The sequence below is a fragment of the Corynebacterium frankenforstense genome, assembly GCF_030211955.1.
GTDB classification, from domain to species: domain Bacteria; phylum Actinomycetota; class Actinomycetes; order Mycobacteriales; family Mycobacteriaceae; genus Corynebacterium; species Corynebacterium frankenforstense_A.
On the sequence record NZ_JASODI010000002.1, the window covers coordinates 13900 to 39054 of the forward strand.

20 protein-coding genes are annotated in these 25155 nt (G+C 73.1%); 16 read left to right on the plus strand and 4 right to left on the minus strand.

The annotated features are described in order from the left end of the window. Nucleotides 1-71: 71 nt before the first annotated feature. Complete coding sequence (locus QP119_RS01150; RefSeq protein ID WP_284773090.1) at nucleotides 72-2540, minus strand: protein kinase domain-containing protein; 2469 nt, start codon at nucleotides 2538-2540, stop codon at nucleotides 72-74. A gap of 83 nt (nucleotides 2541-2623) precedes the next feature. On the opposite strand from QP119_RS01150, the gene QP119_RS01155 reads away from it, so the two are divergent. Further along, complete coding sequence (locus QP119_RS01155; RefSeq protein WP_284773092.1) at nucleotides 2624-2989, plus strand: Rv2175c family DNA-binding protein; 366 nt, start codon at nucleotides 2624-2626, stop codon at nucleotides 2987-2989. A gap of 18 nt (nucleotides 2990-3007) precedes the next feature. On the opposite strand, the gene QP119_RS01160 is transcribed toward QP119_RS01155, so the two are convergent. From QP119_RS01160 to QP119_RS01170, 3 genes are read right to left on the minus strand one after another with little or no spacing between them, the layout of a single operon-like run. Continuing rightward, nucleotides 3008-4771, minus strand: coding sequence for an alpha-(1->6)-mannopyranosyltransferase A (locus QP119_RS01160; protein WP_284773094.1), 1764 nt, complete (start codon nucleotides 4769-4771; stop codon nucleotides 3008-3010). Further along, nucleotides 4768-5856: a polyprenyl synthetase family protein gene (locus QP119_RS01165; protein ID WP_284773095.1), complete on the minus strand. Its 1089-nt coding sequence runs from the start codon at nucleotides 5854-5856 to the stop codon at nucleotides 4768-4770. Before QP119_RS01165 ends, QP119_RS01160 begins: the two co-directional genes overlap by 4 nt. 46 nt (nucleotides 5857-5902) lie before the next feature. Beyond that, a complete protein-coding gene (locus QP119_RS01170; protein ID WP_284773096.1) occupies nucleotides 5903-6496 on the minus strand; it encodes a GNAT family N-acetyltransferase in 594 nt (197 codons plus the stop codon). Nucleotides 6497-6692: 196 nt separating this feature from the next. Here QP119_RS01170 and QP119_RS01175 point away from each other — a divergent pair, with 196 nt between their 5' ends. The 15 genes from QP119_RS01175 (at nucleotide 6693) to ftsZ (ending at nucleotide 25146) form a co-directional block, all read left to right on the plus strand. Beyond that, nucleotides 6693-7115 carry an SAV_6107 family HEPN domain-containing protein gene (locus QP119_RS01175; RefSeq protein ID WP_284773097.1) on the plus strand — a complete coding sequence of 141 codons (423 nt, stop codon included), beginning with the start codon at nucleotides 6693-6695 and terminating at the stop codon, nucleotides 7113-7115. Between the two features lie 90 nt (nucleotides 7116-7205). After that, on the plus strand, nucleotides 7206-7622 hold the full coding sequence (locus QP119_RS01180) for a DUF3040 domain-containing protein (RefSeq protein ID WP_284773098.1): 417 nt from the start codon (nucleotides 7206-7208) through the stop codon (nucleotides 7620-7622). Between the two features lie 575 nt (nucleotides 7623-8197). After that, nucleotides 8198-8632 carry a division/cell wall cluster transcriptional repressor MraZ gene (gene mraZ, locus QP119_RS01185; RefSeq protein ID WP_075664213.1) on the plus strand — a complete coding sequence of 145 codons (435 nt, stop codon included), beginning with the start codon at nucleotides 8198-8200 and terminating at the stop codon, nucleotides 8630-8632. 245 nt (nucleotides 8633-8877) lie between these two features. After that, a complete protein-coding gene (gene rsmH, locus QP119_RS01190; protein ID WP_284773099.1) occupies nucleotides 8878-10005 on the plus strand; it encodes a 16S rRNA (cytosine(1402)-N(4))-methyltransferase RsmH in 1128 nt (375 codons plus the stop codon). Then, on the plus strand, nucleotides 10002-10730 hold the full coding sequence (locus QP119_RS01195; protein ID WP_284773102.1) for a hypothetical protein: 729 nt from the start codon (nucleotides 10002-10004) through the stop codon (nucleotides 10728-10730). Before rsmH ends, QP119_RS01195 begins: the two co-directional genes overlap by 4 nt. 149 nt (nucleotides 10731-10879) lie before the next feature. Then, nucleotides 10880-12883 carry a peptidoglycan D,D-transpeptidase FtsI family protein gene (locus tag QP119_RS01200; protein ID WP_284773104.1) on the plus strand — a complete coding sequence of 668 codons (2004 nt, stop codon included), beginning with the start codon at nucleotides 10880-10882 and terminating at the stop codon, nucleotides 12881-12883. Nucleotides 12884-13005: 122 nt separating this feature from the next. Continuing rightward, nucleotides 13006-14532 (plus strand): UDP-N-acetylmuramoyl-L-alanyl-D-glutamate--2,6-diaminopimelate ligase, encoded by a 1527-nt coding sequence (locus QP119_RS01205; protein ID WP_284773106.1) that lies wholly within the window; start codon nucleotides 13006-13008, stop codon nucleotides 14530-14532. Beyond that, entirely contained in the window at nucleotides 14529-16088 is a 1560-nt protein-coding gene (locus QP119_RS01210; RefSeq protein ID WP_284773108.1) for a UDP-N-acetylmuramoyl-tripeptide--D-alanyl-D-alanine ligase, read from the plus strand. The genes QP119_RS01205 and QP119_RS01210 overlap by 4 nt, the downstream gene beginning before the upstream one ends. 20 nt (nucleotides 16089-16108) lie before the next feature. Next, entirely contained in the window at nucleotides 16109-17257 is a 1149-nt protein-coding gene (gene mraY / locus QP119_RS01215; protein WP_284773110.1) for a phospho-N-acetylmuramoyl-pentapeptide-transferase, read from the plus strand. Next, entirely contained in the window at nucleotides 17258-18724 is a 1467-nt protein-coding gene (murD, locus tag QP119_RS01220) for a UDP-N-acetylmuramoyl-L-alanine--D-glutamate ligase (RefSeq protein ID WP_284773111.1), read from the plus strand. It abuts the gene before it with no gap. Then, entirely contained in the window at nucleotides 18721-20232 is a 1512-nt protein-coding gene (locus tag QP119_RS01225; RefSeq protein ID WP_284773112.1) for an FtsW/RodA/SpoVE family cell cycle protein, read from the plus strand. The genes murD and QP119_RS01225 overlap by 4 nt, the downstream gene beginning before the upstream one ends. After that, the gene (murG, locus tag QP119_RS01230) at nucleotides 20229-21323 is read left to right on the plus strand and encodes an undecaprenyldiphospho-muramoylpentapeptide beta-N-acetylglucosaminyltransferase (protein ID WP_284773113.1); all 1095 of its coding nucleotides are present in this window, start codon (nucleotides 20229-20231) and stop codon (nucleotides 21321-21323) included. The genes QP119_RS01225 and murG overlap by 4 nt, the downstream gene beginning before the upstream one ends. Nucleotides 21324-21326: 3 nt before the next feature. Then, a complete protein-coding gene (murC, locus tag QP119_RS01235) occupies nucleotides 21327-22826 on the plus strand; it encodes a UDP-N-acetylmuramate--L-alanine ligase (protein WP_284773114.1) in 1500 nt (499 codons plus the stop codon). Between the two features lie 8 nt (nucleotides 22827-22834). Then, nucleotides 22835-23452: a cell division protein FtsQ/DivIB gene (locus tag QP119_RS01240; RefSeq protein WP_284773115.1), complete on the plus strand. Its 618-nt coding sequence runs from the start codon at nucleotides 22835-22837 to the stop codon at nucleotides 23450-23452. Nucleotides 23453-23874: 422 nt separating this feature from the next. Continuing rightward, on the plus strand, nucleotides 23875-25146 hold the full coding sequence (gene ftsZ, locus QP119_RS01245; RefSeq protein ID WP_284773117.1) for a cell division protein FtsZ: 1272 nt from the start codon (nucleotides 23875-23877) through the stop codon (nucleotides 25144-25146). The last annotated feature ends 9 nt before the right edge of the window (nucleotides 25147-25155 follow it).

A 25155-nucleotide genomic window follows, 5' to 3' on the forward strand; every position in this document is an offset into this window, starting at 1 on the left:
GGCGCCGGGGCCGGCGGAGGAGCTGGGGCGTGCCGGGCGTGCGGCCTGTGGCGGGACCGGCCCGGCGGCGGCTAATCGCCCGTGGTGGAGAGCTTGACCGTGTCGTCGGGGGAGGCCGTGCCGCCCGCGCGCGGCGACTGGCGGTAGACGCGTCCGTCGCCGGTGGCCGGCGAGGGCTTCAGCCCGGCCTCCTCGATGGTCTCGCGGGCGTCGGCGGCCTTCTTGCCCACCACGCGCGGCACCTTCACCTTGCCCGGCAGTGTGACGGTGACCCGCGGGTCGGCGGGGTCGACGAGCTCGCCGGCCGCGGGAGAGACCGCCAGCACCTCGTCGGCGCTGTCCGCGGTGCGCGAGTCGTCGCGCTTGACCTCGACGGTCAGGCCTGCGTCGGCTAGCTTCGTGCGCGCCGCGTCGATCTTCTCGCCGACGACGTCCGGAACCTCCACGGCGTTGGAGACCGTCAGCTGCACCGAGGACCCGCGCGTGGTGGCGGTGCCCGTCGGCGGGTCGGTGGTGATCACGTGGCCGGCCGGGGTCTCGGCGTCGAACTTCTCCACCGTGCCGGAGACCTTCAGGCCCGCGCCCTCGAGCACCTCGGTGGCCTGCTGCGTGGACATGCCCGCCACGTGCGGGACCTCCACCGGGGCGGGCCCCTTGCTCAGGTGAAGCGTGACCATCGAGCCGACCGGCACGGCGTTGCCGGCGGCCGGCTCGGTTTTGGCCAGGTCGCCCTCGGCGACGTCGTCGGAGTGGACCTCCTCGCCGTACTCCCAGTTCAGCGTGCGCTCGGAGAGCAGCTGTTGGTAGCGCGCCGGGTTCGCGCCCTCCTGGATCTCGGGCACGGTGGGTCGGCCCTGGGAGACGAGCACGGTGACCTCCCGGCCGCGGACCTGGCGGTCGGGGAAGTCCGGCTCGGTGCCCGTGGAAAAATCGACCGGGATGTCGTCGTCGTAGACCTCGCGGGTGACCGCGGAGAAGCCGGCCTCCTCCACCTGGGCGACCGCGCTCGAGCGGTCCAGCCCGATGACCTGCGGGATCTCCCCGTAGCGGCCCGAGCCCAGCCACCAGCCGCCCACGGCGACGGCCGCGAGGATCACCGCGACCACGGTCAGCCAGGCCGCCAGTCGCCACGGCGAGCGGTTCGACAGCGGCTTCTCCGCGCGCGTCGCCCGGCCCTCCTCGTCCGGCGGCGCGCCGTCGTAGTCGTCGTAGTCGGCGGGGCGGTCGTCGTAGCGGTCCGGGGAGCGGTCGTCGTAGGTGCCGTCGTAGCCGTCCGGGCCGGCCGCGGGGTAGCCTGCGGTGCCGTAGCTGGCGTCACCGAAGAGCCCGTCGCCGTCGGCCGCCGGCAGCAGCGCGGTGCCGTACCCGCCCGGCCCGGGGCCCACCGGACCGTCGGGCGCGCCGGGGCCGCCCCACCGCGTCTCGCGCGGGTCCCGCCACTCCCCGGGGTGGTCGTCGGCCCCGTAGCCGTCGGCGTAGTCATCGGTCCCGTAGCCGTCGGGCCCGTCGCCGCCTTCGTCGACCTCGCCCTCGCCCTCGGCGGGCAGCAGCATCGTGTCGTCGGCGTCCGGGTCCCGACGGTCCGGGCCGCGGAAGCTGAGCACACCGGTCGGCGCCAGCACCCCGGCCAGCCCGGTGGTGTCCGTGGGCACCGCCGCCGCGCGGTGCGCGGCGGCGTCGTGCGGCACGGGCACGCGGAAGGTCGGCAGCGACAGCTCCCGCGCGACGTCGTCAAGCGCGTCCAGGAACTCGGAGGCGTCCCGGAATCGCTGCTCGGGATCGCGCACGGTGGCCCCGGCGACGAGCTCGTCGAAGAGCCCCGGCACGCCGCTGATGCGGCTCGACGGGGCGGGCACGTCGTCGTCGAGGCGCGCGTAGGCGTGCTCGAGGGCCGTCTCCCCGTTGAACGGGGTGGTGCCCGTGAGCAGCTCGAAGAGCATCACGCCGGCGGAATAGACGTCGCTGGCCGGCGTCAGCTCGTCGCCGCGCACCTGCTCGGGCGAGAGGTAAGCGGCCGTGCCGACGATCTTGTCGGTGCGCCCGGTGGCCACGCTCGCGGCGCGCACCAGGCCGAAGTCGGCGAGCTTGACCGAGTGGTCCGCGCCGATGAGCACGTTGTCCGGCTTGAGGTCGCGGTGGATCATGTCCGCCGCGTGCGCGGCCGCGAGCCCCGTGAGCACCGCGCGCATCACCGCGGCGGCCGCGTGCGGGGGCATCGGCCCGCGCTCGGCGAGCAGCTCGCGCAGGGTGCCTCCCGTGATCAGCTCCATGACCAGGAAGATCACGTCGCCGTCGGAGCCGAAGTCGTAGACGCCGACGAGGTTGGGGTGCGTCAGCTGCGCCATCGCGCGGGCCTCGCGGCGGAAGCGGTGGCGGAAGACGGGGTCGTCGACGTAGCGGTCGTCCATCACCTTCACGGCGACCGCGCGCGCGAGACGCATGTCCACGCAGCGGTAGACGGTGGACATGCCGCCGCGCGCGATGGGGTGGTCGATGCGGTACCGCCCCTCGAGCATGTCGCCGATCTCGAGATGACTCATGGCTACCAGTATGGGGGACGGCGGCGCCGCGGCAAACACCGGAGGCGGGCCGCGCGGCGGGCGCACAGTTTAGAATCGGTGCCGTGAGTATCCAGACAACCTCCCGTGACGCCCTGCCCGCCGACGAGCCGCTGCTCCTCCTCGAGGAGGCCGCCGAGCGCCTCGACGTGCCGGTCACCAGGGTCATCGACCTGCTCAAGGAGCACAAGATCATCGCCGTGCGCGCCGACGGCGCGACCGCCGTGCCCGAGGTCTTCTTCGACGCCAGGCGCGTCAACAAGTTCGTGCCCGGCGTCATCGCGCTGCTCTCCGACGGCGGCTACGACGACGAGGCCATCCTGCGTCACCTCTTCACCGGGGACGACACCCTGCCCGGGCGCCCCGTCGACGCCCTGCACGGGCACAAGGCCCGCGAGGTCATGCGCCGCGCCCAGGCGATGGCGTTCTAGTCCCGGCCCAGTCCCGGCTTAGCGTGCGCCGGCGTCGGTTCTCCCGGCGCCGGCTTTTTCGGCCCCGGGCCGGGCGGGGCTTCGCTTTCCGACGCCGCGCGTCGGCGCGGCGTTGACGGGGGAGCGGTCCGGCACCGCGAGTGCTCCCACGGCGCCCCAGGCGCACAGCGCGGCGATCGCCATGAACGCCACGTTGTAGAGCTGGTGGTTGCCCGAGCCGGTGAAGGCGACGGCGAGGACCACCGAGGCCCCGGCCGTCCACTGCACCAGGGCGCGCGGCACCGGGGTGACCGCGACGAGGGTGAGCAGGCTGGCGTAGTACCAGGGCAGCGAGACCGCGTTGAAGACGAAGGCCACCGCGTAGGCCACGGCGATGCCGCGCACGGCCTGCCGGTCGTTCTCGCGGAAGAGCCACCAGACCACGACCAGGCCGAGCAGCATGAGCACGCTGCCGACCGTGCGGAAGACGCCGAGCGGCTCGTTGAAGGTGAACGAGTCGTCGAGCACGCGCACGCTGTCGGTGACCAGGCCCGCCAGAAGCGACGGCAGGCTCAGCGGGTTGATCACCTTCGAGTTGCCGGAGATCTCGGCGAGCCAGCCCCAGGACGCACCCGAGGCCCAGGTCACCAGCGAGATCACCGCGACGGTGCCGGCGGTGCAGGCCGCGCCGGCGCCGAGGAAGGCGGCGAAGGCGCGGCCGCGCGGGATCGCCGAGAGCGGCAGGTCGGCGGAATCGGGGTCGGTGGCTGCGCTGGGGGAGGCGTCCGCGCCGTCCGCGCGCCGGGTGGCCTCGGCGCCGTCAGCGCGCCGGGTCAGCCGCGTGCCCAGGTGCCGGGTGGCCAACCAGACGACGAAGGGCAGCGCGATCGCCGCGGTCGCCTTCAGCGAGACGGCCACGGCGATGATCGCCACGCCGGCCACGAACCGCCGGTCGAGCGCCGCGACGAGGCCCAGGCTGACCAGCCCGACCATCAGCGACTCGTTGTGCATGCCGCCGACCATGTGCAGCACCAGCACCGGGTTGGCCACGCCCAGCCAGGTCGCCAGCGCGGGGTCGGCGCCCAGCCGGGCGGCGATGCGCGGCACGGCCCACAGGATCGCGGCCATGCCGGCCACCGACACCAGCTTGTAGAGCACCACACCGGCGGTAACGTTGTCGCCGACCAGGCGCGTGATGCCCTCGCCGAGCCACAGGTGCAGCGGCCCGTAGGGGGTGGTGGTGTTGCGCCAGTCGTGCGAGACCTCGAGCAGCATCGGGCCGGGGTTGGCGGCCGCGCCCTGCGTGTAGGGGTCGAAGCCGTCGCGCAGCATCGCGCCCTGCATCAGGTACGAGTAGACGTCGCGCGAGAGGATCGGCGCGGCCAGCAGCAGCGGCAGGGTCCACGCGGTGGTGCCGCGCACCACCGCACCCAGGCGGCGGTCGTCGGCGAGCGGTCCCAGGAACGTGCGGGTGAGATTGCCGACGTCCCGTGCGTCACCGCCGGCCACGTCCGTGGCGGCGCCTGCGGCGAAGACGGTGCGCCGCCCCGCGAGGATCCAGGCGGCGACGAGCAGGAAGATGCCCAGCCACAGGATCGAGCCGCACACCCCGGCCGCGTGGCCGTAGGCGAGCACGTTGAGGCCTAGGGCGTCGAGCACCCCGCCGCGGTTGCGGATGGCGCCGGCCCCGAACGAGGACGTGGCGATCAGCACGGTGGCCACCGTGCCGAGGACCAGCGGCGAGGGCAGGCGGTCCAGGAGGACTCCGAAGCGCGCCGGGACGCCCACCGGCGAGGCGCTCACCGGTGGCGGGCGGTGGCGCGCACCGCCAGGTCGGAGAGCACGTCGCGGGTCTCGTCGGGGAGGCCCTCGAGGTGGGCGAGGCCGGACTCGAGCAGTGCGCTGATGCGCTCCTCGACCTGCTCGCGCGCGCCCGTCGCGGCGATCGCGTCGGTGACCCGGGCGATGACCTCGGGGTCGGCCGAGCCGACGCCGGCGCGCAGCCGGGCGGCGGCCTCGGGGTCGGAGGCGTCGGCGCTGGCCAGCGCCAGGGCCAGCAGCACGGTGCGCTTGCCCTCGCGGATGTCGTCGCCGGCGGGCTTGCCGGTGACCTCCGGGTCGCCGAAGACGCCGAGCAGGTCGTCGCGCAGCTGGAAGGCCACCCCGACGTCGCGGCCGTAGCCGCGCAGCTTGCCGACGGTCCCCTCGTTCGCCCCGGCGAGCGCGGCACCCAGGTGCAGGGGGCGCTCGATGGTGTAGGCGGCCGTCTTGAAGCGGTTGACGGCGTCGGCGTCGGCGGGGTCCTCGCTGCCCAGCGCCTCGAGGGCGATGTCGAGCAGCTGGCCGCCGATGACCTCGGTGCGCATGGCGCGCCAGGGCTCGCGGACGCGACGCAGCGCGGCGTCGGAAAGCCCGGAGTCCTGCAGCATGTCCTCGGCCCACACCAGGGCGAGGTCGCCGGTCAGGATCGCGGCGGACTCACCGAAGTGGCCGGCGTCGCCGAGCCAGTCGCCGTCGTGGTGGCGGCGCTCGACGGCGCGGTGCACGGTGGGCGCGCCGCGGCGGGTGTCCGAGGCGTCGATGATGTCGTCGTGGATGAGCGCGCAGGCCTGGATGAACTCCAGCGAGCTCACGGCGCGGAGCACGGCCTGCGGGTCCTCGTCGCCGGCGAGGCCGTCGGCGGCGGTGAAGCCGACCCAGCCGTAGAGGGGGCGCACGCGCTTGCCACCGTCGAGGACGAAGCGGCTCAGGTGCCCGACGGCGCGGGCGACCGGCTCGCCGACCTTCGCGGCGTCGGGGGTGCGGGCGGAGATGTACCCGCGCAGGACCTCCGTGACCGCGGCGGGTACCTCGGCGGGTCGGAGAGTGCGGGCGTCCGGTGTCGTCATGGCTGTCAGCTGCCGTCCTTTCCCGGGGGAGCCGCCACGCGGGGCGTCAGTGGCGGGTGTGGTCCGCCCCCAAACTTACCGGGTGACCCGGCAGGGGCAGCGGAGCCCCCAGCACGGCGAAGCGGCGCGAGTCGCCGTCGAAGCGGAAGTCGCGCAGTACGTCGCTGAAACCGGCCGAGCGATAGAGGTGGAAGGCGGCGTTGGCCTCGTTCTCGACCTCCGGGGTGGACAGCAGCACGTGCGGGTGCGGCTGGTTCCACACCAGCTCGCGCAGCAGCCCGCGGCCGGTGCCGCGGGACTGGCGGCGCGGGTCGACGTGGATCTCGGCGAGCTCGAAGTAGTCGCGGCCCAGGTCCTCCAGGCCGCGGGGCTTCAGGCCCCGCATCACCTGGTGGTGCCACCACACCCGCGGGGTGCCGGAGAAGCCGTAGGCCAGGCCGGTGATGAACTCGCCGCGGTCGGTGCGCTCGGTGGCGATGACGCTGGTGAAGCCCGCCAGGCGGCACTCCTGGCGCCAGACGGCGATGCGGCCGGAGCGGATGGCGGGGTCGTAGCCCATCGCGTCGATGTAGATGTCCACGAGTTCGGGGGTGAGCAGATGGAACTCGGGAGCCGTCAGGCGGCGCAGGGATACGGTCATGGGCCCATGCAACCACCGTCGGCCACCCCGCGGCACGTGAGGGGGTGGGGTGTGTGGGGAAGAGGGCCGTTTATTCGAACGGATTCGAACAGGTGTGTGAATTATCGGAGGGCTGTGTCGCGGTGGGAGAATACCGTCTACGACATAAGGAAAACCGCAGAAGAGAACACGAAAGAAAGCGACGAGGTGCCCCACGATGCCGCAGCTGATCTCCGCCACCGCCTACCGTTCGAACCGTTCGTCGCGCTCGGCGCTGTTTCTCGCGAAGGCCTCCCGCCTGATGGCCCAGGCGGCCCGCGAGCGCGCCGCCGGGCGCCTGCGCGAGGCCCTCGAGTACGCCTACCAGGCCGGCCTGCGCGCGGCCGGGGCCCGCGTGGCCGACTCCCCGGTCGCCGGGCGGCGCCGCCTGCCCACCGGGGCCTGGGACCGGCTGAGTCTGGTCGGGCCGGGGGAGAAGGAGTGGGCCAAACGTCTCTCGCGGTATTCGACATTGCGGTCCCGCGTGCTCTCGGGGCTAGAATCGGGGGTGGACAAGGTCGTGGTCGACGAGCTGATCGCCGCGGTCGCTGACTTCATCGCCGAGATCGAGTACGGCGAGGGGGATCTTGCCGCCGCCTGAGGCTCATCGGGCGCGGCGGGAACTTTCCACCTCGGTCGGGCGTTGTGTCCAGTGACCGACGTCCCGGCCAAGAACTCACGTGGAGGAATTGTGGCGCTTTCTGAGCAGGAACAGCAGACGCTGCGCGAGATCGAGGAGTCACTGCTCGCCGACGACCCCAAGTTCGGGTCGTCGGTCGGTGACGACTCCGGCTTCACCGGGGGTGCCCCGGGTGGGTCGATCACGCTGCGCGGCGTGGCTCTCGGCGTGCTCGGCCTCCTGATGCTGCTCGGCGGCGCGATGCTCGCCCAGCAGTCCCTGTGGTTCATCGCGCTGAGCGTCACCGGCTTCCTCGTGATGCTCGGCGCCGGCATCTGGATGCTGCGCGGCGGCGGCTCGGCCGGCGGCTCGCGGACCTCCGCGCGCTCCGGCTCGCGCCCGCGCGCGACCACGGGCGGGGGCCGGCAGGGCTCCGGCTTCAGCCGGCGCATGGAGGACGACTTCCGCCGCCGCTTCGAGGGGCACTGACCTCCGTAGACCTTCCCGCCCGTTCCCGGGGGCGGCTTTCCTGACCGGTCGATGACGCTGCGTCATCGACCGGTTTTTCGTGTGTTCGGTGGGTCCCCGGCGCCGGTCACCGCCCCGCCCCACTTCGCCCCACCCAGATCCCCCACTTTGCCCCACCTTCCGCCCCTCGCCGGCGCGCGTGACGTCTCCCGCGCGCCGTTTTCTGGCCCACGGCGCGCCGATCGACGCCTTTCCTGGGCTTTTGGGCTCCGCAACCTGTTGCGAGGGCCGACTCATGGGGATTTTTGACGGCAGTGGGGGAGCTGTTGCGAGACCAGCCGTAACGTGTTGATGTTAAAGATGGGGCTAATGTGACTGAAGTGATTTAAGGTGACGCGCCCGCCCCACTTCGATTTACCCACATCTACCTGCGACTACGTTAAATGACGTCGCTGTAGTTCGCGCTCCCTCTCGTTCTGGTGGGGGGAAGTGGGTTAAAGTGGGGTCCAGCGGTTGGTGGTGGTCGAGATGACGTCACCTCCGTGGAAGGACAACCGGATCCTCTTTATCGGCGAGCGAAGGCAGGTGGTGCCGGGATGTTCCTCGGTACCTACACGCCCAAACTCGACGACAAAGGGCGGCTGACCCTGCCGGCGAAGTTCCGTGACGAGCTCGCCGGTGGGCTGATGATCACCAAGGGGCAGGACCACAGCCTCGCGGTCTACCCCCGGGAGGAGTTCGCGGCCCGCGCCCGTAAGGCCGCCGCGGTCTCCCGTACGAGCCCCCAGGCCCGTGCGTTCATCAGGAACCTGGCTGCCAGCGCCGACGAGCAGCGCCCGGACGGGCACGGGCGGATCACGCTCTCGGCGGCGCACCGCGAGTACGCGGGCCTGACGAAGGACTGCGTGGTCATCGGTTCGGTCGACTTCCTCGAGATCTGGGACTCCGAGTCCTGGGCCGCCTACCAGCGGGAGACGGAGGACGCCTTCTCGGCCGCGGACGCCGACGACGTCCTCGGCGGCCTGCTGTAGACAACTGCACACCGACCCGCGGAGCGCGTGCACGGGCTCCGTCCGGGGTCGACCGGCTCTGGTGTACTTCCCCGACATCAGAACGGTCCCCCGGGCGGGGCCCTGGACGCACCCCGCGAGCCCCGCGCCCCAGGCGACCACACCGCCGGAAGCCACCCACCACGACAACTTCAGCCGACCAGCACGGACAGCAACCGACCCCACGGATCCCCGTGGGCCGGACCCGGGAGAGGGGGAGAACGACCATGACGAAGCACCACGCCGCCGGCACCGACACGGCCGGGGCGCACGAGACCGACGCGGAGGACTACGCCGCCGCGCTGACCGCCAACCGTGGCCACGTCCCCGTGATGATCGACCGGATCACCGACCTGCTGCGCCCCGCCGTCGAGGCGGCGGGCCCCGACGCCGTCCTCGTTGACGCCACCCTCGGCGCCGGCGGGCACACGCTGCGCCTTCTCGAGGAGTTCCCGCAGCTCAACGTCATCGGCCTCGACCGCGACACCCAGGCGCTCGGCGAGGCGTGCGAGCGCCTCGCCCGCTTCGGCGCGCGCTTCGAGGCGTACCACACCCGCTTCGACGGTCTCGGCGAGGTCGCCGACGGACTGCGCAGCCCGTGGTCCCCGGGGGAGATTGACGACGCCGCGCCCGACGACGTCGCCGGTCCCGGCACCGTGGCGCGCATCGCCGCCGAACACGGCCTGGCCGGTGTGCTCTTCGACCTGGGCGTGTCCTCCATGCAGCTGGACCGCCCCGAGCGCGGCTTCGCCTACCGGGTCGACGCCCCGCTGGACATGCGCATGGACCAGAGCGGCGGGATGACCGCCGCCGACGTGCTCAACACCTACGACCACGGCCGGCTGGCCCACGTGCTCAAGACCTACGGTGACGAGCGCTTCGCCGGCAAGATCGCCTCGGCGGTCCTGCGCGAGCGCGAGCGCGAGCCGTTCACCACCTCCGGCCGCCTGGTCGAGCTCCTCTACGAGACGATCCCGGCGCCGGCCCGGCGCACCGGCGGCCACCCCGCCAAGCGCACCTTCCAGGCCCTGCGCGTCGAGGTCAACGGCGAGCTCGACGCCCTCGAGGCGGCCATCCCCGCGGCGACCGACCGGCTGCGCGCCGGCGGTCGTGCGGTGTTCATGAGCTACCAGTCCCTGGAGGACCGCATTGTCAAGCACGCGGTGCGCGAGCTGACCACGTCCACGACCCCGCCCGGCCTGCCCGTCGACCTGCCCGGCACCGCCCCGGACTTCCGCGCCGTCACCCACGGCGCCGAGAAGGCCGACGAGGCGGAGACCGCCGCCAACCCGCGTGCCGCCTCGGTACGTGTCCGTGCCCTGGAACGCCTCAACCCCGAGGGAGAGACCCGATGAGCCCGACTTCCGTCACGTCGCGTCCCCGGACCGCCGCCGGCACGACGTACGCGCCCCCGCGGCCCCGTCACGACGAGCGCCCGCGCCGCACCGTCCCGGCGCCTAAGCCCGCCCCCGGGCGCCGCGAGCGCCTCGACCGGCACGGCTCCGCCCGCCGGCAGTCCGGTCGCCTCGGCTCCCGCCAGGTCGTCTCCGTGCGCGGGCGGCGCGTGGCCACGCAGCGCGCCGACCCGCGCTGGTGGCGCATGGTCACCCTCGCGTTCTGCATGCTCATCGCCGGTGTCGGCGTGTCCATGTGGCTGTCGGGGCTGAGCACCCAGCAGACCTTCGAGATCCAGCAGCTGACCGCCCAGGAGGCGGAGCTGGACAACCGCATCGAGACCCTGGACCGCGACCTCGAGGACGCCCGCTCCACCGCGGGCCTGGCCGAGCGCGCCTCCGCCGAGAAGCTCGGCGTGCCGCTGCAGGCCGGGGTCCTCGCCGTCGACGAGAACGGAGAGGTCTCCGAGCGTCGCCCGGCGGAACAGGAGACGCGGCCTATCATTGACGTCAACGGGGACAGCCCCCGCGGTACGGTCGCTTCCAGCAACCCGGACAAGACGCAGGGGCTCTCCGAGAACCTCGCGCCGGTCCCGCAGGGGCAGACCCCCGGGCAGGCCGAGGCCAGCGACAACCCCGCCGCCCGGTCCAACCCGGTGCCGTACCAGGCGGGCATCGCCCGCTGAGGGCGGGTAGCGCCCGTTTCCGACAGAGGACCATCGAGAAGGAACCCGAGTGAGGTGACCAAGGGGCTGTGACGTCCTGGGACACGCGGGGAGGCCGCCGCCGACCAGGCCGGCCCCGCACACACAAGGAGGCGCTGGACAGGCGCCTGATGTGGGCGACCGTCGTCGTCGTCATCGCGGTCGCCGCGCTGATCGGCAGGCTCGGCTGGGTGCAGGTCGTCTGGGGCCCGGCCCTGGCCGAGCAGGCCCACGAGCAGCGCGCGCGCGTCTACGTCGAGCCCGCCCGCCGCGGCGAGATCACCGACCGCTCCGGCACCCCGATGGCCTACACCATGCAGGCCCGTTCGCTGACCGTCTCGCCGGACCTGCTGCGCAAGGAACTGCGTGAGCAGGACTTCAACGAGATGCGCGCCGAGGGCGCCACCGAGGGCCTCAGCGAGGAGGAGGTCGCCCGCCGTCTCGACGACTCCGTCGAGAAGACGCTGCAGGAGATGGCGGACCAGATCCCCGAGATGATCGCCGCGAGCTCCTCCGACGACGCCGAGACCCCCGGCGCCGCCGACTCGGACAAGGACTCCGACAAGGGCGACAAGGACAAGGACTCCGAAAAGGACTCCGACAAGAAGGACTCCGAGAAGGACGACAAGTCCGACAAGGACAAGGACAAGGACGGCCGGAAGGACGCCGGCGAGGTCGACTCCGACGAGATCCTCGACAAGCTGCACGCCGACACCCACTACGAGGTGCTCGTGCGCAACGTCGACCCGGACGTCGCCACCGGGATCGCCGCGCGCTTCCACGGCGTGGCCGCCGACCACCAGGACGTGCGCCAGTACCCGAACGGCGCGGTGGGCGACAACGTCGTCGGCCGCGTCTCCATGGACGGCCAGGGCCAGTTCGGCCTCGAGGCCTCCGCGGACGCCACGCTGACCGGCATCAACGGTCGCACCACCGAGGACGTCTCCACCGACGGCCAGGTCATCCCGGGCACGCTGCGCGACGCGGTGCCCGCCCAGGACGGCGAGAGCGTCTCGCTGACCCTGGACCTCGAGCTGCAGACCTACGTCCAGCAGCTCCTCGAGCAGGCCAAGGCCAACTCCGGGGCGAAGTCCGCCGAGGCCGTCGTCCTCGACGCGCACACCGCCGAGGTCCTCGCCATGGCCAACACCGGCACCATCGACCCGAACGGCGACGTCGAGAAGCAGGTCGAGCAGGGCAAGGACTTCGAGAACCCGACGATCTCCGCGCCCTACGAGCCCGGCTCCGTGGCCAAGATCATGACGGCCTCGGCCGCCATCGAGGAGGGCAAGACCACCCCGGACGAGGTCCACCAGGTCCCCGGATCCATCGACATGGCCGGCGTCACGGTCCGCGACGCCTGGGACCACGGCACCGTGCCGTACACGACCACGGGCATCTTCGGTAAGTCCTCCAACGTGGGCACGCTGATGCTGGCCCAGCGCGTCGGCGAGGACAAGTTCGCCGACTACCTCAACCGCTTCGGCATCGGCCAGCCCACCGGCGTCGAGCTACCCAACGAGTCCGCCGGCCTCCTGCCGACCCGCGAGCAGTGGTCCGGCGGCACCTTCGCCAACCTGCCCATCGGCCAGGGCATGTCCGTGACGGCCCTGCAGATGGCAGGCATCTTCCAGGCGCTGGCCAACGGCGGCGAACGCGTCGAGCCGCGCATCATCCGCGAGGTCACCGGCCCCGACGGCCAGGTCCGCGAGCAGGAGGCCCCGGCCACCACCCGCGTGGTCAGCCCCGAGACCGCCCGCACCGTCATCGACATGTTCCGCGCGGTCACCCAGGAGGACCCGTCCGGCGCCCAGCAGGGCACCGGCGCCAACGGCGCGATCGAGGGCTACCAGACCTCAGGCAAGACCGGCACCGCCCAGAAGGTCGACCCGAACACGGGCGCGTACTCGATGTCGGACTTCTGGATCACCTTCGGTGGCGTCGTCCCGGCCGACAACCCCCGCTACGTCATCGCGGTCATGGTCGATGACCCGGACCGTGGTGTCGAGCCCGGCGGCTCGGGCGGCCAGTCGGCCGCGCCGATCTACCGGGACATCGGATCCTGGCTGCTCAACCGCGACAACGTCCCGCTGTCCAAACCGATGGAGGGCAAGCTGATACTGCAGGCCGGCTGAGCGGGCTACAATTTCCGCGCCCGAGCCGGCGCCCGAGCCCCGGACAACAGAGACCCCGAGAACCCCGCCCCAAACCAATTCGTCCCGTCAGATACTCACCCGTTTCGTCTGGAGGAAAGACCGTGGCAGAAACCCTCACCCGCATAGCCGAGACCGCCGGAGCCGTCATCCACGCCCCCGGCGGCGCCGCGGCCTGCGGCGACGTCGAGGTCTCCGGGGTGGACCTGGTCTCGGACCGCCTCAACGAGGGCGACCTCTTCGCCGCCCTGCCCGGCACCCACACCCACGGCGCCGTCTTCGCCGCGAAGACCCCGGCCGCCGCGGTCCTCACCGACGCCGCCGGCGCCGAGATCCTGTGCGAGGCCAGCGAGACCCGCCCGGTCCTGGAGGTCGAGGACGTCCGCGCGGTCCTCGGCGACGTCGCCGCCGAGCTCTACGGCCACCCCTCGCGCGAGTTCACCGTCATCGGGGTCACGGGCACCTCCGGCAAGACCACCGTCAGCTACCTCGTCGAGGCCGGCCTCATGGCCGCAGGCGCGAAGGTCGGCCTGATCGGCACCACCGGCACCCGCATCGACGGCCGCAAGATCCCCACCTCGCTGACCACCCCGGAGGCGCCGACCCTGCAGGCGCTCTTCCGCCGCATGGCCGACGAGGGCGTGACCCACCTGGTCATGGAGGTCTCCAGCCACGCGCTGGCCCTGCGCCGCGTGCTCGGCGTGGACTTCGACGTCGCCGGCTTCACCAACCTCTCCCAGGACCACCTCGACTTCCACCCGACGATGGAGGACTACTTCCAGGCCAAGGCCCTCCTCTTCGACCCGGCCTCGCCGATGTCCGCCCGCCGCGCCGTCGTCTGCGTCGACGACGACTGGGGCGCGCGCATGGCCGGCCTCTGCCCGGACACCCTCACCGTGGCCACCCACGGCGAGCCCGGCGACGTCACCGTCGGCGAGGTCACCGCCGCCGCCGACGGCTCCCAGGACTTTCAGCTTTCAATTTCCGACGCCGCGCCCCGCGGCGTCCACCTGCCCCTTCCGGGTGTGTTCAACGTGGCCAATGCGTCGCTGGCCGTCGCGCTCGCCGAGCGCTGCGGCGTCGACCTGGACCGCTTCGTCGCCGGGCTGGGCGGCGTCTCGGTGCCGGGGCGCATGCAGCGCGTGGACCGCGGCCAGGACTTCATCGCCGTCGTCGACTACGCCCACAAGCCGGGCGCGCTGACCGAGGTGCTCGACACCCTGGACCACCAGGTCGACGGCCGGGTGGCCGTCGTCCTCGGCGCCGGCGGCGAGCGCGACCACTCCAAGCGCCCCCTGATGGGCGCGGAGGCGGCCAAGGGCGCCGACCTCGTCGTGGTCACCGACGACAACCCCCGCGACGAGGACCCCGCGCCCATCCGCGCGGCGATCGTCGAGGGCGCCCGCGGCGTCACCGATGGCCGGGCGACGGAGATCCGCGAGATCGGCTCGCGCCGCGAGGCCATCCGCGCCGCGGTGGCCTGGGCGCGCCCCGGCGACGCCGTGATCGTCGCCGGCAAGGGCCACGAGACCGGACAGCTGGTCCGCGGGGTGACCCACCCCTTCGACGACCGTGAGGAACTCGCCGCCGCCCTCGAGGCGCGGGCAGACAACAAGGAGAACGACCGATGATCGAGCTGACACTCGCCGAGGTCGCCGACGCCGTCGGCGGCACCCTCCACGACGGGGCGGACCCCGAGGCTCGGGTGACCGGGCCGGTGGAGTTCGACTCCCGCAAGATCGCCCCCGGCGGGCTCTTCCTGGCCCTGCCGGGCGCCCGCGTCGACGGCCACGACTTCGCCGCGCAGGCCGTCAACGAGGGCGGAGCCGTCGCAGCGCTGACGGCCCGCCCCGTCGGCGTGCCCGCGATCGTCGTCGAGCCGAAGGGCCCGGGCGACGCCACGGCCGAGGCCTACGCCAAAGACGCCGACGGCTCGGCCACCGCGGTCATCGACGCCCTCGGCGCCCTGGCCCGCCGCGTCGTCGACACGCTCGCGAGCGCCGACCGCCCCGAGGCCGAGCGCCTGACCGTCGTGGGCGTGACCGGCTCGGCCGGCAAGACCTCCACCAAGGACCTCATCGCCTCGGTGCTGCGCCGCTCCGGCTCCACCGTGGCGCCCCCGGGCAGCTTCAACAACGAGATCGGCCACCCCTACACCGCGCTGCGCTGCACGGAGGAGACCCGCTACCTGGTCGCCGAGATGTCCGCGCGCAACATCGGCCACATCGCCCACTTGGCGCGCATCGCCCCGCCGGCCGTGGGCGTCGAGCTCAACGTCGGCACCGCGCACCTCGGCGAGTTCGGCTCGCGCGAGAACATCGCCCGCGCCAAGGGCGAGCTCGTCGAGGCGCTGCCCGCGGCCGAGGACGGGGGAGTGGCCGTGCTCAACGGCGACGACCCCTTCGTCGCCGCGATGGCCCCGCGCACCAGGGCCCGCGTGGTGACCTTCTCGGCCGCCGAGCCGCCCGCCCCGGGCGCGGTCTACACCGCCTCCGACATCACGCTCGACGACGTCGCGCGCGCCTCCTTCACCTTCGGGGTGCGCGCCGCCGACGGCACCGTGGAGACCCACCCGGTGCGCCTGCGCGTCTTCGGCGCCCACCAGGTCTCCAACGCCCTGGCGGCCGCCGCGGTCGGCGTCGAGTCCGGCATCGCCCCGGCCGAGGTGGCCGCCGCCCTCAGCGAGCACGTCACCGCCAGCGCCAACCGCATGGACGTCCACACCCGCGCCGACGGCGTCACCCTCATCAACGACGCCTACAACGCCAACCCCGACTCGATGCGCGCCGGCATCGCCGCCCTGGCCTACACCGCGGCGGCCCGCCCGGAGGCCAAGAGCTGGGCCGTGCTCGGCGAGATGGCCGAGCTCGGCGGCGACGCCCTGACCGAGCACGCCCGCATCGGCGACGAGCTCGAGCGCTACCGCGTCGACCACCTCGTCGCCGTCGGCCACTCCGAACCGGTCGCCGAGCTCGCGCGCGCCGCCGAGGCGCGCGGGGTCACCACCCAACGGGTGGGAGACGCGGAGGCGGCCGCCGCGGTCGTCGGCAAGCAACTGCGCCGAGGCGACGTCGTGCTCGTCAAGGCGTCGAACTCGCAGGGCCTGTGGCGCGTGGCCGCGGCCTTGCAGGGACCGCCGGAAGCGCCCGGCGGCGGCGCTGCTAAGACTATTGACGGCAAGAACTAGCTAGACGAGAAGGTTTACCCGTGACCCAGATCATCATTGCGGCGACGATCAGCTTCCTCGTCTCGATATTCACCACCCCGGTGCTGATCCGCTACTTCAGCTCCGAGGGCCTCGGCCAGGAGATCCGCGAGGAGGGCCCCGCCTCCCACCTGCGCAAGCGCGGCACGCCGACGATGGGCGGCATCGCCGTGCTGCTCGGCATCGTCTGCGGCTACTTCGCCACGGCGATCTACGGGCTGGCCACCGGGCGCGACGCCGTCACGGCCAGCGGCCTGCTCGTGCTCGGGCTGACGCTGGCGCTGGGCCTGGTCGGCTTCCTCGACGACTTCATCAAGCTCTTCCGGCACCGCAACCTGGGCCTGAACAAGACCGCCAAGCTGTCCTCGCAGATCGCCATCGGTGTCATCTTCGCGATCCTGATCCTGCTCTTCCCCGACGACCAGGGCATCACCCCGGCCAGCACCAACCTGTCCTTCATCCGCGACATCCCGACCGCGGACATCGCCTTCGGCGGCGGGATCGGCCTGGTCGTCTTCGCCATCTTCATCCTGCTGCTCACCGCGGCCTGGTCGAACGCCGTCAACCTCACCGACGGCCTCGACGGCCTGGCCGCGGGTGTCACCAGCCTGGTGATGGGCGCCTACACGATCCTGACGTTCTGGCAGTACCGCAACTCCTGCGGCGAGACCGTCGTGCCCGGCTGCTACGTCGTGCGTGACCCGCTGGACCTGTCGGTGCTCGCCGCCGCCGGCCTCGGCGCCTGCATGGGCTTCCTGTGGTGGAACGCCGCGCCGGCCAAGATCTTCATGGGCGACACCGGCTCCCTGGCCCTCGGCGGCCTGGTCGCGGGCCTGTCGGTCGCCTCGCGCACAGAGCTGCTCATGGTCGTCATCGGCGCCCTGTTCGTCATGGAGGTCACCTCCGTGGTCATCCAGGTCGCCGTGTTCAAGACCACCGGCCGCCGCTTCTTCCGCATGGCGCCGTTCCACCACCACTTCGAGAACGGCGGCTGGGCCGAGACGACCGTGACGATCCGCTTCTGGCTGATCGCCGCGATGGCCGTCGGCCTCGGCATGTCGATCTTCTACGGCGAGTGGCTCAACGCCGCCGGCGAGGGCGGCCTGATCGACGCCCTGGCCGTCGCCACGCCCACCTGGGGAGTGATCTAGATGCTGCCCGGCCACGTGCTCGTCGCCGGCGCCGGGGTCTCCGGGGCCGGCGCCGCCCGTCTGCTCTCCGGCATCGGCGTGACGGTCACCGTCGCCGACGACGACGCCTCGGCCCGGGAGCGGTTGCTGGCCTCGATTGACGACGTCGCGTCCCAGCCCGGGCGCGCACAGGTGCGCGCCTGCGGGTTGGACGAGGCGCGCTCGCGCTTCGCCGACGTCGACCTCGTGGTCACCTCGCCGGGCTGGCGGCCCGACTCTGCGCTGCTGGTGGCGGCCGCCGAGGCCGGGCTCGACGTCATCGGCGACGTCGAGATGGCCTGGCGCCTCGACCGCGCCGGGCACTTCGGTGCCCCGCGGCGCTGGCTGGCCGTGACGGGCACGAACGGCAAGACCACGACGACGGGCATGCTCGCCGCCTGCATGCAGGCCGCCGGCGAGCGCGCCGTGGCCGTGGGCAACATCGGCGTCGCCGTGGCCGACGCGCTGGACGGGGCGGAGCGCGTCGACGTGCTCGTCGCCGAACTGTCCAGCTTCCAGCTGCACTGGGCGCCGACGCTCACCCCGGACGCCGGGGTGCTGCTCAACCTCGCCGACGACCACCTCGACTGGCACGGCAGCTTCGCCGCCTACGCCGCGTCCAAGGCGCGCGTGCTGCGCGGGCCGGTCGCCGTGGCAGGCGTCGACGACGCCCACGTGCGCGAGCTCCTCGCGGGAGACGCCGGCGCGTCTCCCGCCGCCGCCGGGGAGACCGTGCACGCCGCGCCCGCCGACGGTCACCGCTTCATCGGCTTCACGCTGGGCGAGCCCGCCCTGGGCCAGGTCGGCGTGGTCGACGGCCGCATCGTCGACCACACCGGCGCCGGCCCCGTCGATGTCGCGCCCGCCGAGGGCATCGACCCGCCCGGCCCCGCCGGGGTGCTCGACGCGCTGGCCGCCACCGCCATGGCCCGCAGCCAGGGCGTGGCCCCGGCCGCGATCGCAGAGGCGCTCGCCGGCTTCCACGTCGCCCGCCACCGCGGCCAGACCGTGCTCGTCACCGATGACGTGCGCTGGGTCGACAACTCCAAGGCCACCAACCCGCACGCCGCGGTCGCCGCGCTCAAGGGCGTCGACCGCGTCGTCTGGATCGCCGGCGGCCAGCTCAAGGGCGCCCACGTCGACGACATGGTCGCCGCCCTGGCCCCGCACCTCGACGCCGCGGTCCTCCTCGGCGTCGACCGGGCCATCCTGGCCGAGGCACTCCACCGCCTCGCCCCGCAGGTGCCCGTCGAGACCGTCGAGACCACCGATCCCGAGGCCGCCATGACCGAGGTCTGTCAGGCCGCCGCCCGCCACGCCCGGCGTGGCGGAACCGTCGCGCTCGCGCCCGCCGCGGCATCCTTGGACATGTACACGGGCATGAGCCAGCGCGGGGACCTCTTCGCGGCGGCCGCCCGCGAGGTCACCGGGAAGGACGGGCCCAGATGAGTCTGACGAAGAAGGTCTCCGACGGCCTCTCTGCGCTGGACAGCCGGCCGGGTCTCGATTACCTGATGATCCGCCTGACGGTGCTGCTGCTCACGGGCATCGGCGTCGTGATGGTCATGTCCAGCTCGATGACCTGGTCGGTCATCGAGGGCTCGTCGGTCTGGGGCGGCGCGGCCCGCCAGACCGCGATGGTCTTCGCCGGCCTCGTCGCCTTCTGGGCGATGCTCAAGATCCCCCCGCGGCGCCTGCGCGCGGCCGCCTGGTGGCTGCTCGGCATCGCCGTGGCGCTGCTGATCGCCGTGCTCATCCCGGGCCTCGGCACGGGCCGCGAGGAGGTCGGCTCCCAGTCCTGGCTGGTCCTCGGGCCGTTGCGCCTGCAGCCCTCCGAGGCCGCGAAGATCGCCGTGGCCATCTTCGGCGCCCACCTGCTGGCCGACCGCCGCTCCCGCGGTCTCGGCCTGCGCAGCCCCTTCACCATCTTCATCGCCATCGGCGTCGCCATGACGCTGCTGATCATGGCCGAGGGCGACCTCGGCATGGCCGTCGCCTTCGCGCTGGTCGTCGGCTTCGTGCTCATCTTCGCCGGCGTGGACAAGCGCTGGCTGATCGGCCTGATCAGCGCCGGCGCGATCACGATGGTCGCCGTCTTCGCCGGCGGCGGCTTCCGCTCGCACCGCTTCCACGTCTACTTCGACGCGCTGTTCGGCCGCTTCACCGACACCCGCGGCACGGCGTTCCAGTCCTACCAGGGCTTCCTCTCGCTGGCCGACGGCTCCCTCGGCGGCGTCGGCCTGGGCCAGTCGCGCGCGAAGTGGTTCTACCTGCCCGAGGCCCGCAACGACTTCATCTTCGCCATCATCGGCGAGGAGCTCGGCCTGTGGGGCGGCGCGCTGGTGATCATCCTCTTCGGCACGCTCGGCTTCTTCGGCCTGCGCACCGCTCTGCGCGCCGCGGACCACTACCAGGCGCTGGTCGCCGGCACACTGACTGCCACCGTCGTCAGCCAGGCCTTCATCAACATCGGCTACGTCGTCGGCGTCCTGCCGGTCACGGGCATCCAGCTGCCGCTGATCTCCGCGGGCGGCACCTCGGCGATCATCACCCTGGCGGCGATGGGCATCCTCGCCAACATCGCCCGTCACGAGCCGGCGGCCGTCTCCGCGATGCAGTCCTACGGCCGCCCGGTCTTCGACCGGCTGCTGTTCATCGGCGAGCCCGACACCCCCGCCGTCCGCCGCGACGGTTCCCGACGCCCGCGCCGCACCCGCGGCGAGGCACTGACCTCCGGCCGGCGCAGCCGGATTGACGACGCCCCGGTGCGCGCCGGCGCGCGCACGGGCTCCCGCTCCGGCGGGGGCGAGACCCGCGCCGCGGGCGAAGCCCGCGTCGCCCGCGGCGCGCGCGGCACACGCAGCACCCGTAACTCTCGGACCGGGCGGGACCGACGGGACGTCGGCAATCGAACGCGCAACGCACCCACGAGCCAAAGGAGATACCACCGATCATGAAGCACGTCCTCGTCGCCGGCGGCGGCACCGCCGGGCACATCGAGCCCGCGCTGGCCGTCGCCGACGCGCTGAGCGCGCGCGGGGCGACCGTCGAGGCGCTCGGCACCACGCGCGGTCTGGAGACCGACCTGGTGCCCGCGCGCGGCTACCGGCTGCGGCTGATCGACCCGGTGCCCATCCCGCGCAAGCTCTCGGCGGACCTGCTCAAGGTCCCCGGGCGCGTGACCAAGGCGGTTCGGCAGACCCGCGAGATCCTGCGCGAGAGTGACTTCGACGCCGTCGTCGGCTTCGGCGGCTACGTCGCCGCGCCGGCCTACATGGCCGCGCGCACGCTGAAGATCCCGTTCTACGTCCACGAGGCCAACGCGCGCGCCGGCATGGCCAACAAGCTCGGCGTGCGCCTGGGTGGGGTGGGCTTCAACGCGATGGCCGACTCGGGCATGCCCGGCGAGGTCGTCGGCATCCCGGTGCGCCGCGGCCTGACCGGCGACCGCAGCGGCGAGGCCGCCGCGCGCGGGCGCGAGCAGTGGGGCCTCGACGAGGACCGCTCCACGCTGCTGGTCACCGGCGGCTCGCAGGGCGCGGTGCACCTCAACGCCGCGCTCGCCGACGCGCTGCCGGAGATCCTCGGCGAGGGCTTCCAGGTGCTGCACGCCTACGGCAAGAAGAACCCGGCGCCGGAGCCCGCGGAGCACTACACGGCCGTGCCCTACATCGAGGACATGGCGGCGGCCTACGCGGTGGCGGACCTGGTGGTCTGCCGCTCGGGCGCGATGACCGTCGCCGAGGTCACCGCCGCCGGGCTGCCGGCGGTCTACGTGCCGCTGCCGCACGGCAACGGCGAGCAGGGCCTCAACGCCGCCGACGTCGTCGCCGCCGGGGGCGCGCGGTTGATCGCCGACGCCGACATGACCGGCGAGGTGCTCGCCGAACAGGTCAAGGAGATCCTCGGCCGACCGGACATCTACCAGGACATGCGCAACGCCGCGCACGCCACCGGCGAGGAGGGCGCGGCCGACCGCATCGCCGCGCGCGTGCTCGCCGACCTCGGGGCCGGCGACCCCGGGGTCGCGGAAGGGAAGGACGCTTAAACCATGGCCGAACACCACGACATCTCCCGGGTCCACTTCGTGGGCATCGGCGGGGCCGGCATGTCCGGCCTGGCGCACATCCTGCTCGAGCGCGGCGGGGTCGTCTCCGGCTCCGACCGCTCCGACGGGGAGAACCTGCGCTGGCTGGAGTCCCTCGGCGCGCACGTGGCCGTCGGGCACGCGGCGTCGAACCTGGAGCTCTCCGGGCAGGCGCCGACGGCGGTGGTGACCTCCTTCGCCGCCATCCCCAAGGACAACCCCGAGCTGGTCGCCGCACGCGAGCGGGGCATCCCGGTGCTGCGCCGCTCGGACCTGCTGGCGGAGCTGCTGGCCGGGCACAACCAGGTGCTCGTGGCGGGCACGCACGGCAAGACCTCGACGAGCTCCTTCGTCGTCGCAGCGATGACCGCCGCCGGGCTGGACCCCAGCTTCGCCGTGGGTGGGGTGCTCGGCTCGACGGGCACGAACTCGCACCAGGGCTCGGGGCCCGACTTCGTGGCCGAGGCCGACGAGTCCGACGCCTCGCTTTTGAGCTACCGCCCGGACATCGCGGTGGTGACCAACATCGAGCCGGACCACCTGGACTACTTCGGCGACGCCGAGAGCTACTTCAAGGTCTTCGAGGACTTCTGCGACCTGCTCGGCCCCGAGGGCACCCTGGTCGCCTGCCTGGACGACCCGCACGCCGGGGGACTGGCGGCGCGCCGCCACCACCAGGGCGTGCGCGTGGCCGCCTACGGCACCGCCCGGGCCGCCGCCGAGCACCCGCACGTGCCGCGCCTGGCGCGGATCCTGGCCACGGAGCACACCGCCACGGGCACGCTGGCTCGGGTGGACCTGGACGGCACGACCGTCGAGTTCACCGTGCACACCCCGGGCGAGCACATGGTGCTCAACGCCACCGGCGCCCTGGTGGCCGGCTACCTGTGCGGCGGCGAGCCGGAGAAGCTGGCCGCCGGCATCACGGCGTCCTCCGGGGTGCACCGCCGCTTCGAGTCGCACGGGACGGTGGCCGCCGGGCGCTGCGCCGGCGCCGAGGTCTTCGACGACTACGCCCACCACCCGTCCGAGGTCGACGCCGTGCTGCGCGCCGCGCGCGCCCGGGTCGAGGCCCGCGGGTCGGGGCGCGTCGTCGTGGCCTTCCAGCCGCACCTCTACTCGCGCACCGCGGAGTTCGCCGACGAGTTCGCCGAGGCGCTCTCGCTGGCGGACGAGGTCGTGGTCCTCGACGTCTACGCCGCCCGTGAGGAGCCGGTCGAGGGCGTGGACGGCGGGCTGATCGCCGGGAAGATCGACGGCGCGGTCTTCGAGCCGGACGCCGCGGCCGTGCCCGCGCGCGTGGCCGAGCTGGCCGGGCCGGGGGACGTGGTGATCACCATGGGCGCCGGCTCCGTGACGAAGCTGGCCGACCCGGTATTCGCCGCCCTCGGCGGGGAGGCGGGGGACGCCGCCGGGGCCATCGACGCAGACTCCGCCGACGCTGACGCCGGGGCTGCCCGGTGAAGCGGCGGGTGGCGTTGATCGTCGCGGCCGTGGTGGCCGTGGCGGTGCTCGCGGGCGTGGCGGTGTGGGCGCTCCCGGTCTTCACGGTGCGCGACATCGAGGTCGAGGGCAACACCAACGTCGCGACCGAGCAGGTCGTCGACGCCACCGGGGTCGGCGAACGCCAGAACCTCGTGCGCGTGGACACCACGGCCGCGGCCGGCGGCGTGGCCTCCCTGCCGTGGGTGCGCCAGGCCACCGTGTCCCGCCATCTGCCCGGCACTCTGAAGGTCTCCGTCGTCGAGCGCACCGCCGTGCTCAAGAGCGGCGACAAGCTCATCGACGAAGAGGGCGAGGAGTTCAGCGTGGACAACCCGCCCGAGGGCATCCTCGAGGCCGAGGGCGCGGCCGCCGCCCCCGAGGTCGCGGAGGCCGCCGCCGCACTCGACGGGGAGACCCGCGGGCAGATGGCGAAGGTCTCGGCCGCCTCGCCGGAGGAGATCACCTTCCACACGAAGGACGGCCGCGAGATCTACTGGGGCTCGGCCGAGGCCGCCCACGACAAGGCCCTGGCCACCCGCACCGTGCTCAAGCGCGAGGGCCAGCACTGGAACGTCTCCAACCCGCAGCTGGTCACCGTCCGCTAGCGGCCGGAAAGCACGCCTGGCCCGGAGCTTCGGGTGAGGCACGCCTGAGGGGGCGACAGCCGGGCGGCGTGTCCACCACGCTCGGGTGCACCCACGTCGCGCCCGGGGGAGGGCCGCGCACCCCCACGCGGCAGGCAGCGAAGGCGCCGACGCGTCCCCACACCCGCACCTGCCCCGCGCCCACGCCGCGCCCGCCCCCGCCCCTCACCCACGCGGCGCGGAACCGCGCACCTGCACGGAGGGGGTTGTCGGAAAGCGGCAGGGTACAACCCTCAAGTAGTCATTGAGGGTAGCGACACGCCCGCGAAATGTCCCCCAATTTCGCCCCGCTATCGCGGAAGATGGGGTGCGAACCGCCGGACGTCTTTGGCCGGCCGAGAAGCGTAGTCCCGAAGAATTAGCGAAAGGCGAGCCAGAAGCACATGACCTCTCCGAACAACTACCTCGCCGTCATCAAGGTTGTCGGCGTCGGCGGCGGCGGAGTCAACGCCGTCAACCGCATGATCGAGGAGGGCCTGAAGGGCGTCGAGTTCATCGCCGTCAACACGGACTCCCAGGCCCTGATGTTCTCCGACGCGGACGTCAAGCTCGACATCGGCCGCGAGGCCACCCGCGGGCTCGGCGCCGGCGCCAACCCGGAGGTCGGCCGCGGCTCCGCCGAGGACCACAAGAGCGAGATCGAGGAGTCCCTCAAGGGTGCCGACATGGTCTTCGTCACCGCCGGCGAGGGCGGCGGCACGGGCACGGGCGCGGCGCCGGTCGTGGCGGGCATCGCCAAGAAGATGGGCGCGCTGACCATCGGCGTGGTCACCCGCCCGTTCAAGTTCGAGGGCAAGCGCCGCACGCGCCAGGCCTACGAAGGCATCGACAACCTGCGCGAGGTCTGCGACACCGTCATCGTCATCCCGAACGACCGCCTGCTGCAGCTCGGCGACGCCTCGCTGTCCATGATGGAGGCCTTCCGCGCGGCCGACGAGGTCCTGCACAACGGCGTCCAGGGCATCACCAGCCTGATCACCACCCCGGGCGTGATCAACGTCGACTTCGCCGACGTGCGCTCCGTGATGGCCAACGCCGGCTCCGCCCTGATGGGCGTCGGCTCCTCGCGCGGCGACAACCGCGTGATGGCCGCCGCCGAGCAGGCCATCAACTCGCCGCTGCTCGAGTCCACCATGGACGGCGCGACCGGCGTGCTGCTCTCCATCGCCGGCGGCTCCGACCTGGGCATGATGGAGGTCAACGAGGCCGCCAGCATGGTCCAGGAGCAGGCCGACGACGACGTCAACCTCATCTTCGGCACGATCATCGACGACAACCTGGGCGACGAGGTCCGCGTGACCATCGTCGCGACGGGTTTCGACGCCGCCAACAACCAGGTGGCTGAGGGCGCCGCTTCGTCCGCCTCGGCCGCCCCGGGTGCCGACGCCGCGCAGCACGCCGCGGGCGCGTCCGCTGCGGCGGGCGCGGGTGCGGGCGCCGGCGCAGGCGAAAACCGCCCCGCCGCGGACCCGACCCCGGCCCCGCGCGGCTCACTCTTCGCCGACCGCGGCCGCCACCACCGCGCCGACGAGGGCATGTTCACCGGCGCCGACGACTGGCAGGCCCCGCGCCGCGAGGAGCGCCCCGCCGCCCGCCCGGCCGAGCCGGCCCCGGCCGACGAGGACGACCTGGACGTCCCAGACTTCCTGCGCTGAAGCCCGGAC

Coding starts and splice junctions, on each gene's coding strand:
- murC (WP_284773114.1), top strand. CDS start 21,327: ATGGCCGAACACCACGACATCTCCCGGGTCCACTTCGTGGGCATCGGC.
- QP119_RS01175 (WP_284773097.1), top strand. CDS start 6,693: ATGCCGCAGCTGATCTCCGCCACCGCCTACCGTTCGAACCGTTCGTCG.
- QP119_RS01200 (WP_284773104.1), top strand. CDS start 10,880: ATGTGGGCGACCGTCGTCGTCGTCATCGCGGTCGCCGCGCTGATCGGC.
- murG (WP_284773113.1), top strand. CDS start 20,229: ATGAAGCACGTCCTCGTCGCCGGCGGCGGCACCGCCGGGCACATCGAG.
- QP119_RS01165 (WP_284773095.1), bottom strand. CDS start 5,856: ATGACGACACCGGACGCCCGCACTCTCCGACCCGCCGAGGTACCCGCC.
- QP119_RS01225 (WP_284773112.1), top strand. CDS start 18,721: ATGAGTCTGACGAAGAAGGTCTCCGACGGCCTCTCTGCGCTGGACAGC.
- mraZ (WP_075664213.1), top strand. CDS start 8,198: ATGTTCCTCGGTACCTACACGCCCAAACTCGACGACAAAGGGCGGCTG.
- QP119_RS01170 (WP_284773096.1), bottom strand. CDS start 6,496: ATGACCGTATCCCTGCGCCGCCTGACGGCTCCCGAGTTCCATCTGCTC.
- murD (WP_284773111.1), top strand. CDS start 17,258: ATGCTGCCCGGCCACGTGCTCGTCGCCGGCGCCGGGGTCTCCGGGGCC.
- ftsZ (WP_284773117.1), top strand. CDS start 23,875: ATGACCTCTCCGAACAACTACCTCGCCGTCATCAAGGTTGTCGGCGTC.
- rsmH (WP_284773099.1), top strand. CDS start 8,878: ATGACGAAGCACCACGCCGCCGGCACCGACACGGCCGGGGCGCACGAG.
- QP119_RS01195 (WP_284773102.1), top strand. CDS start 10,002: ATGAGCCCGACTTCCGTCACGTCGCGTCCCCGGACCGCCGCCGGCACG.
- QP119_RS01210 (WP_284773108.1), top strand. CDS start 14,529: ATGATCGAGCTGACACTCGCCGAGGTCGCCGACGCCGTCGGCGGCACC.
- QP119_RS01150 (WP_284773090.1), bottom strand. CDS start 2,540: ATGAGTCATCTCGAGATCGGCGACATGCTCGAGGGGCGGTACCGCATC.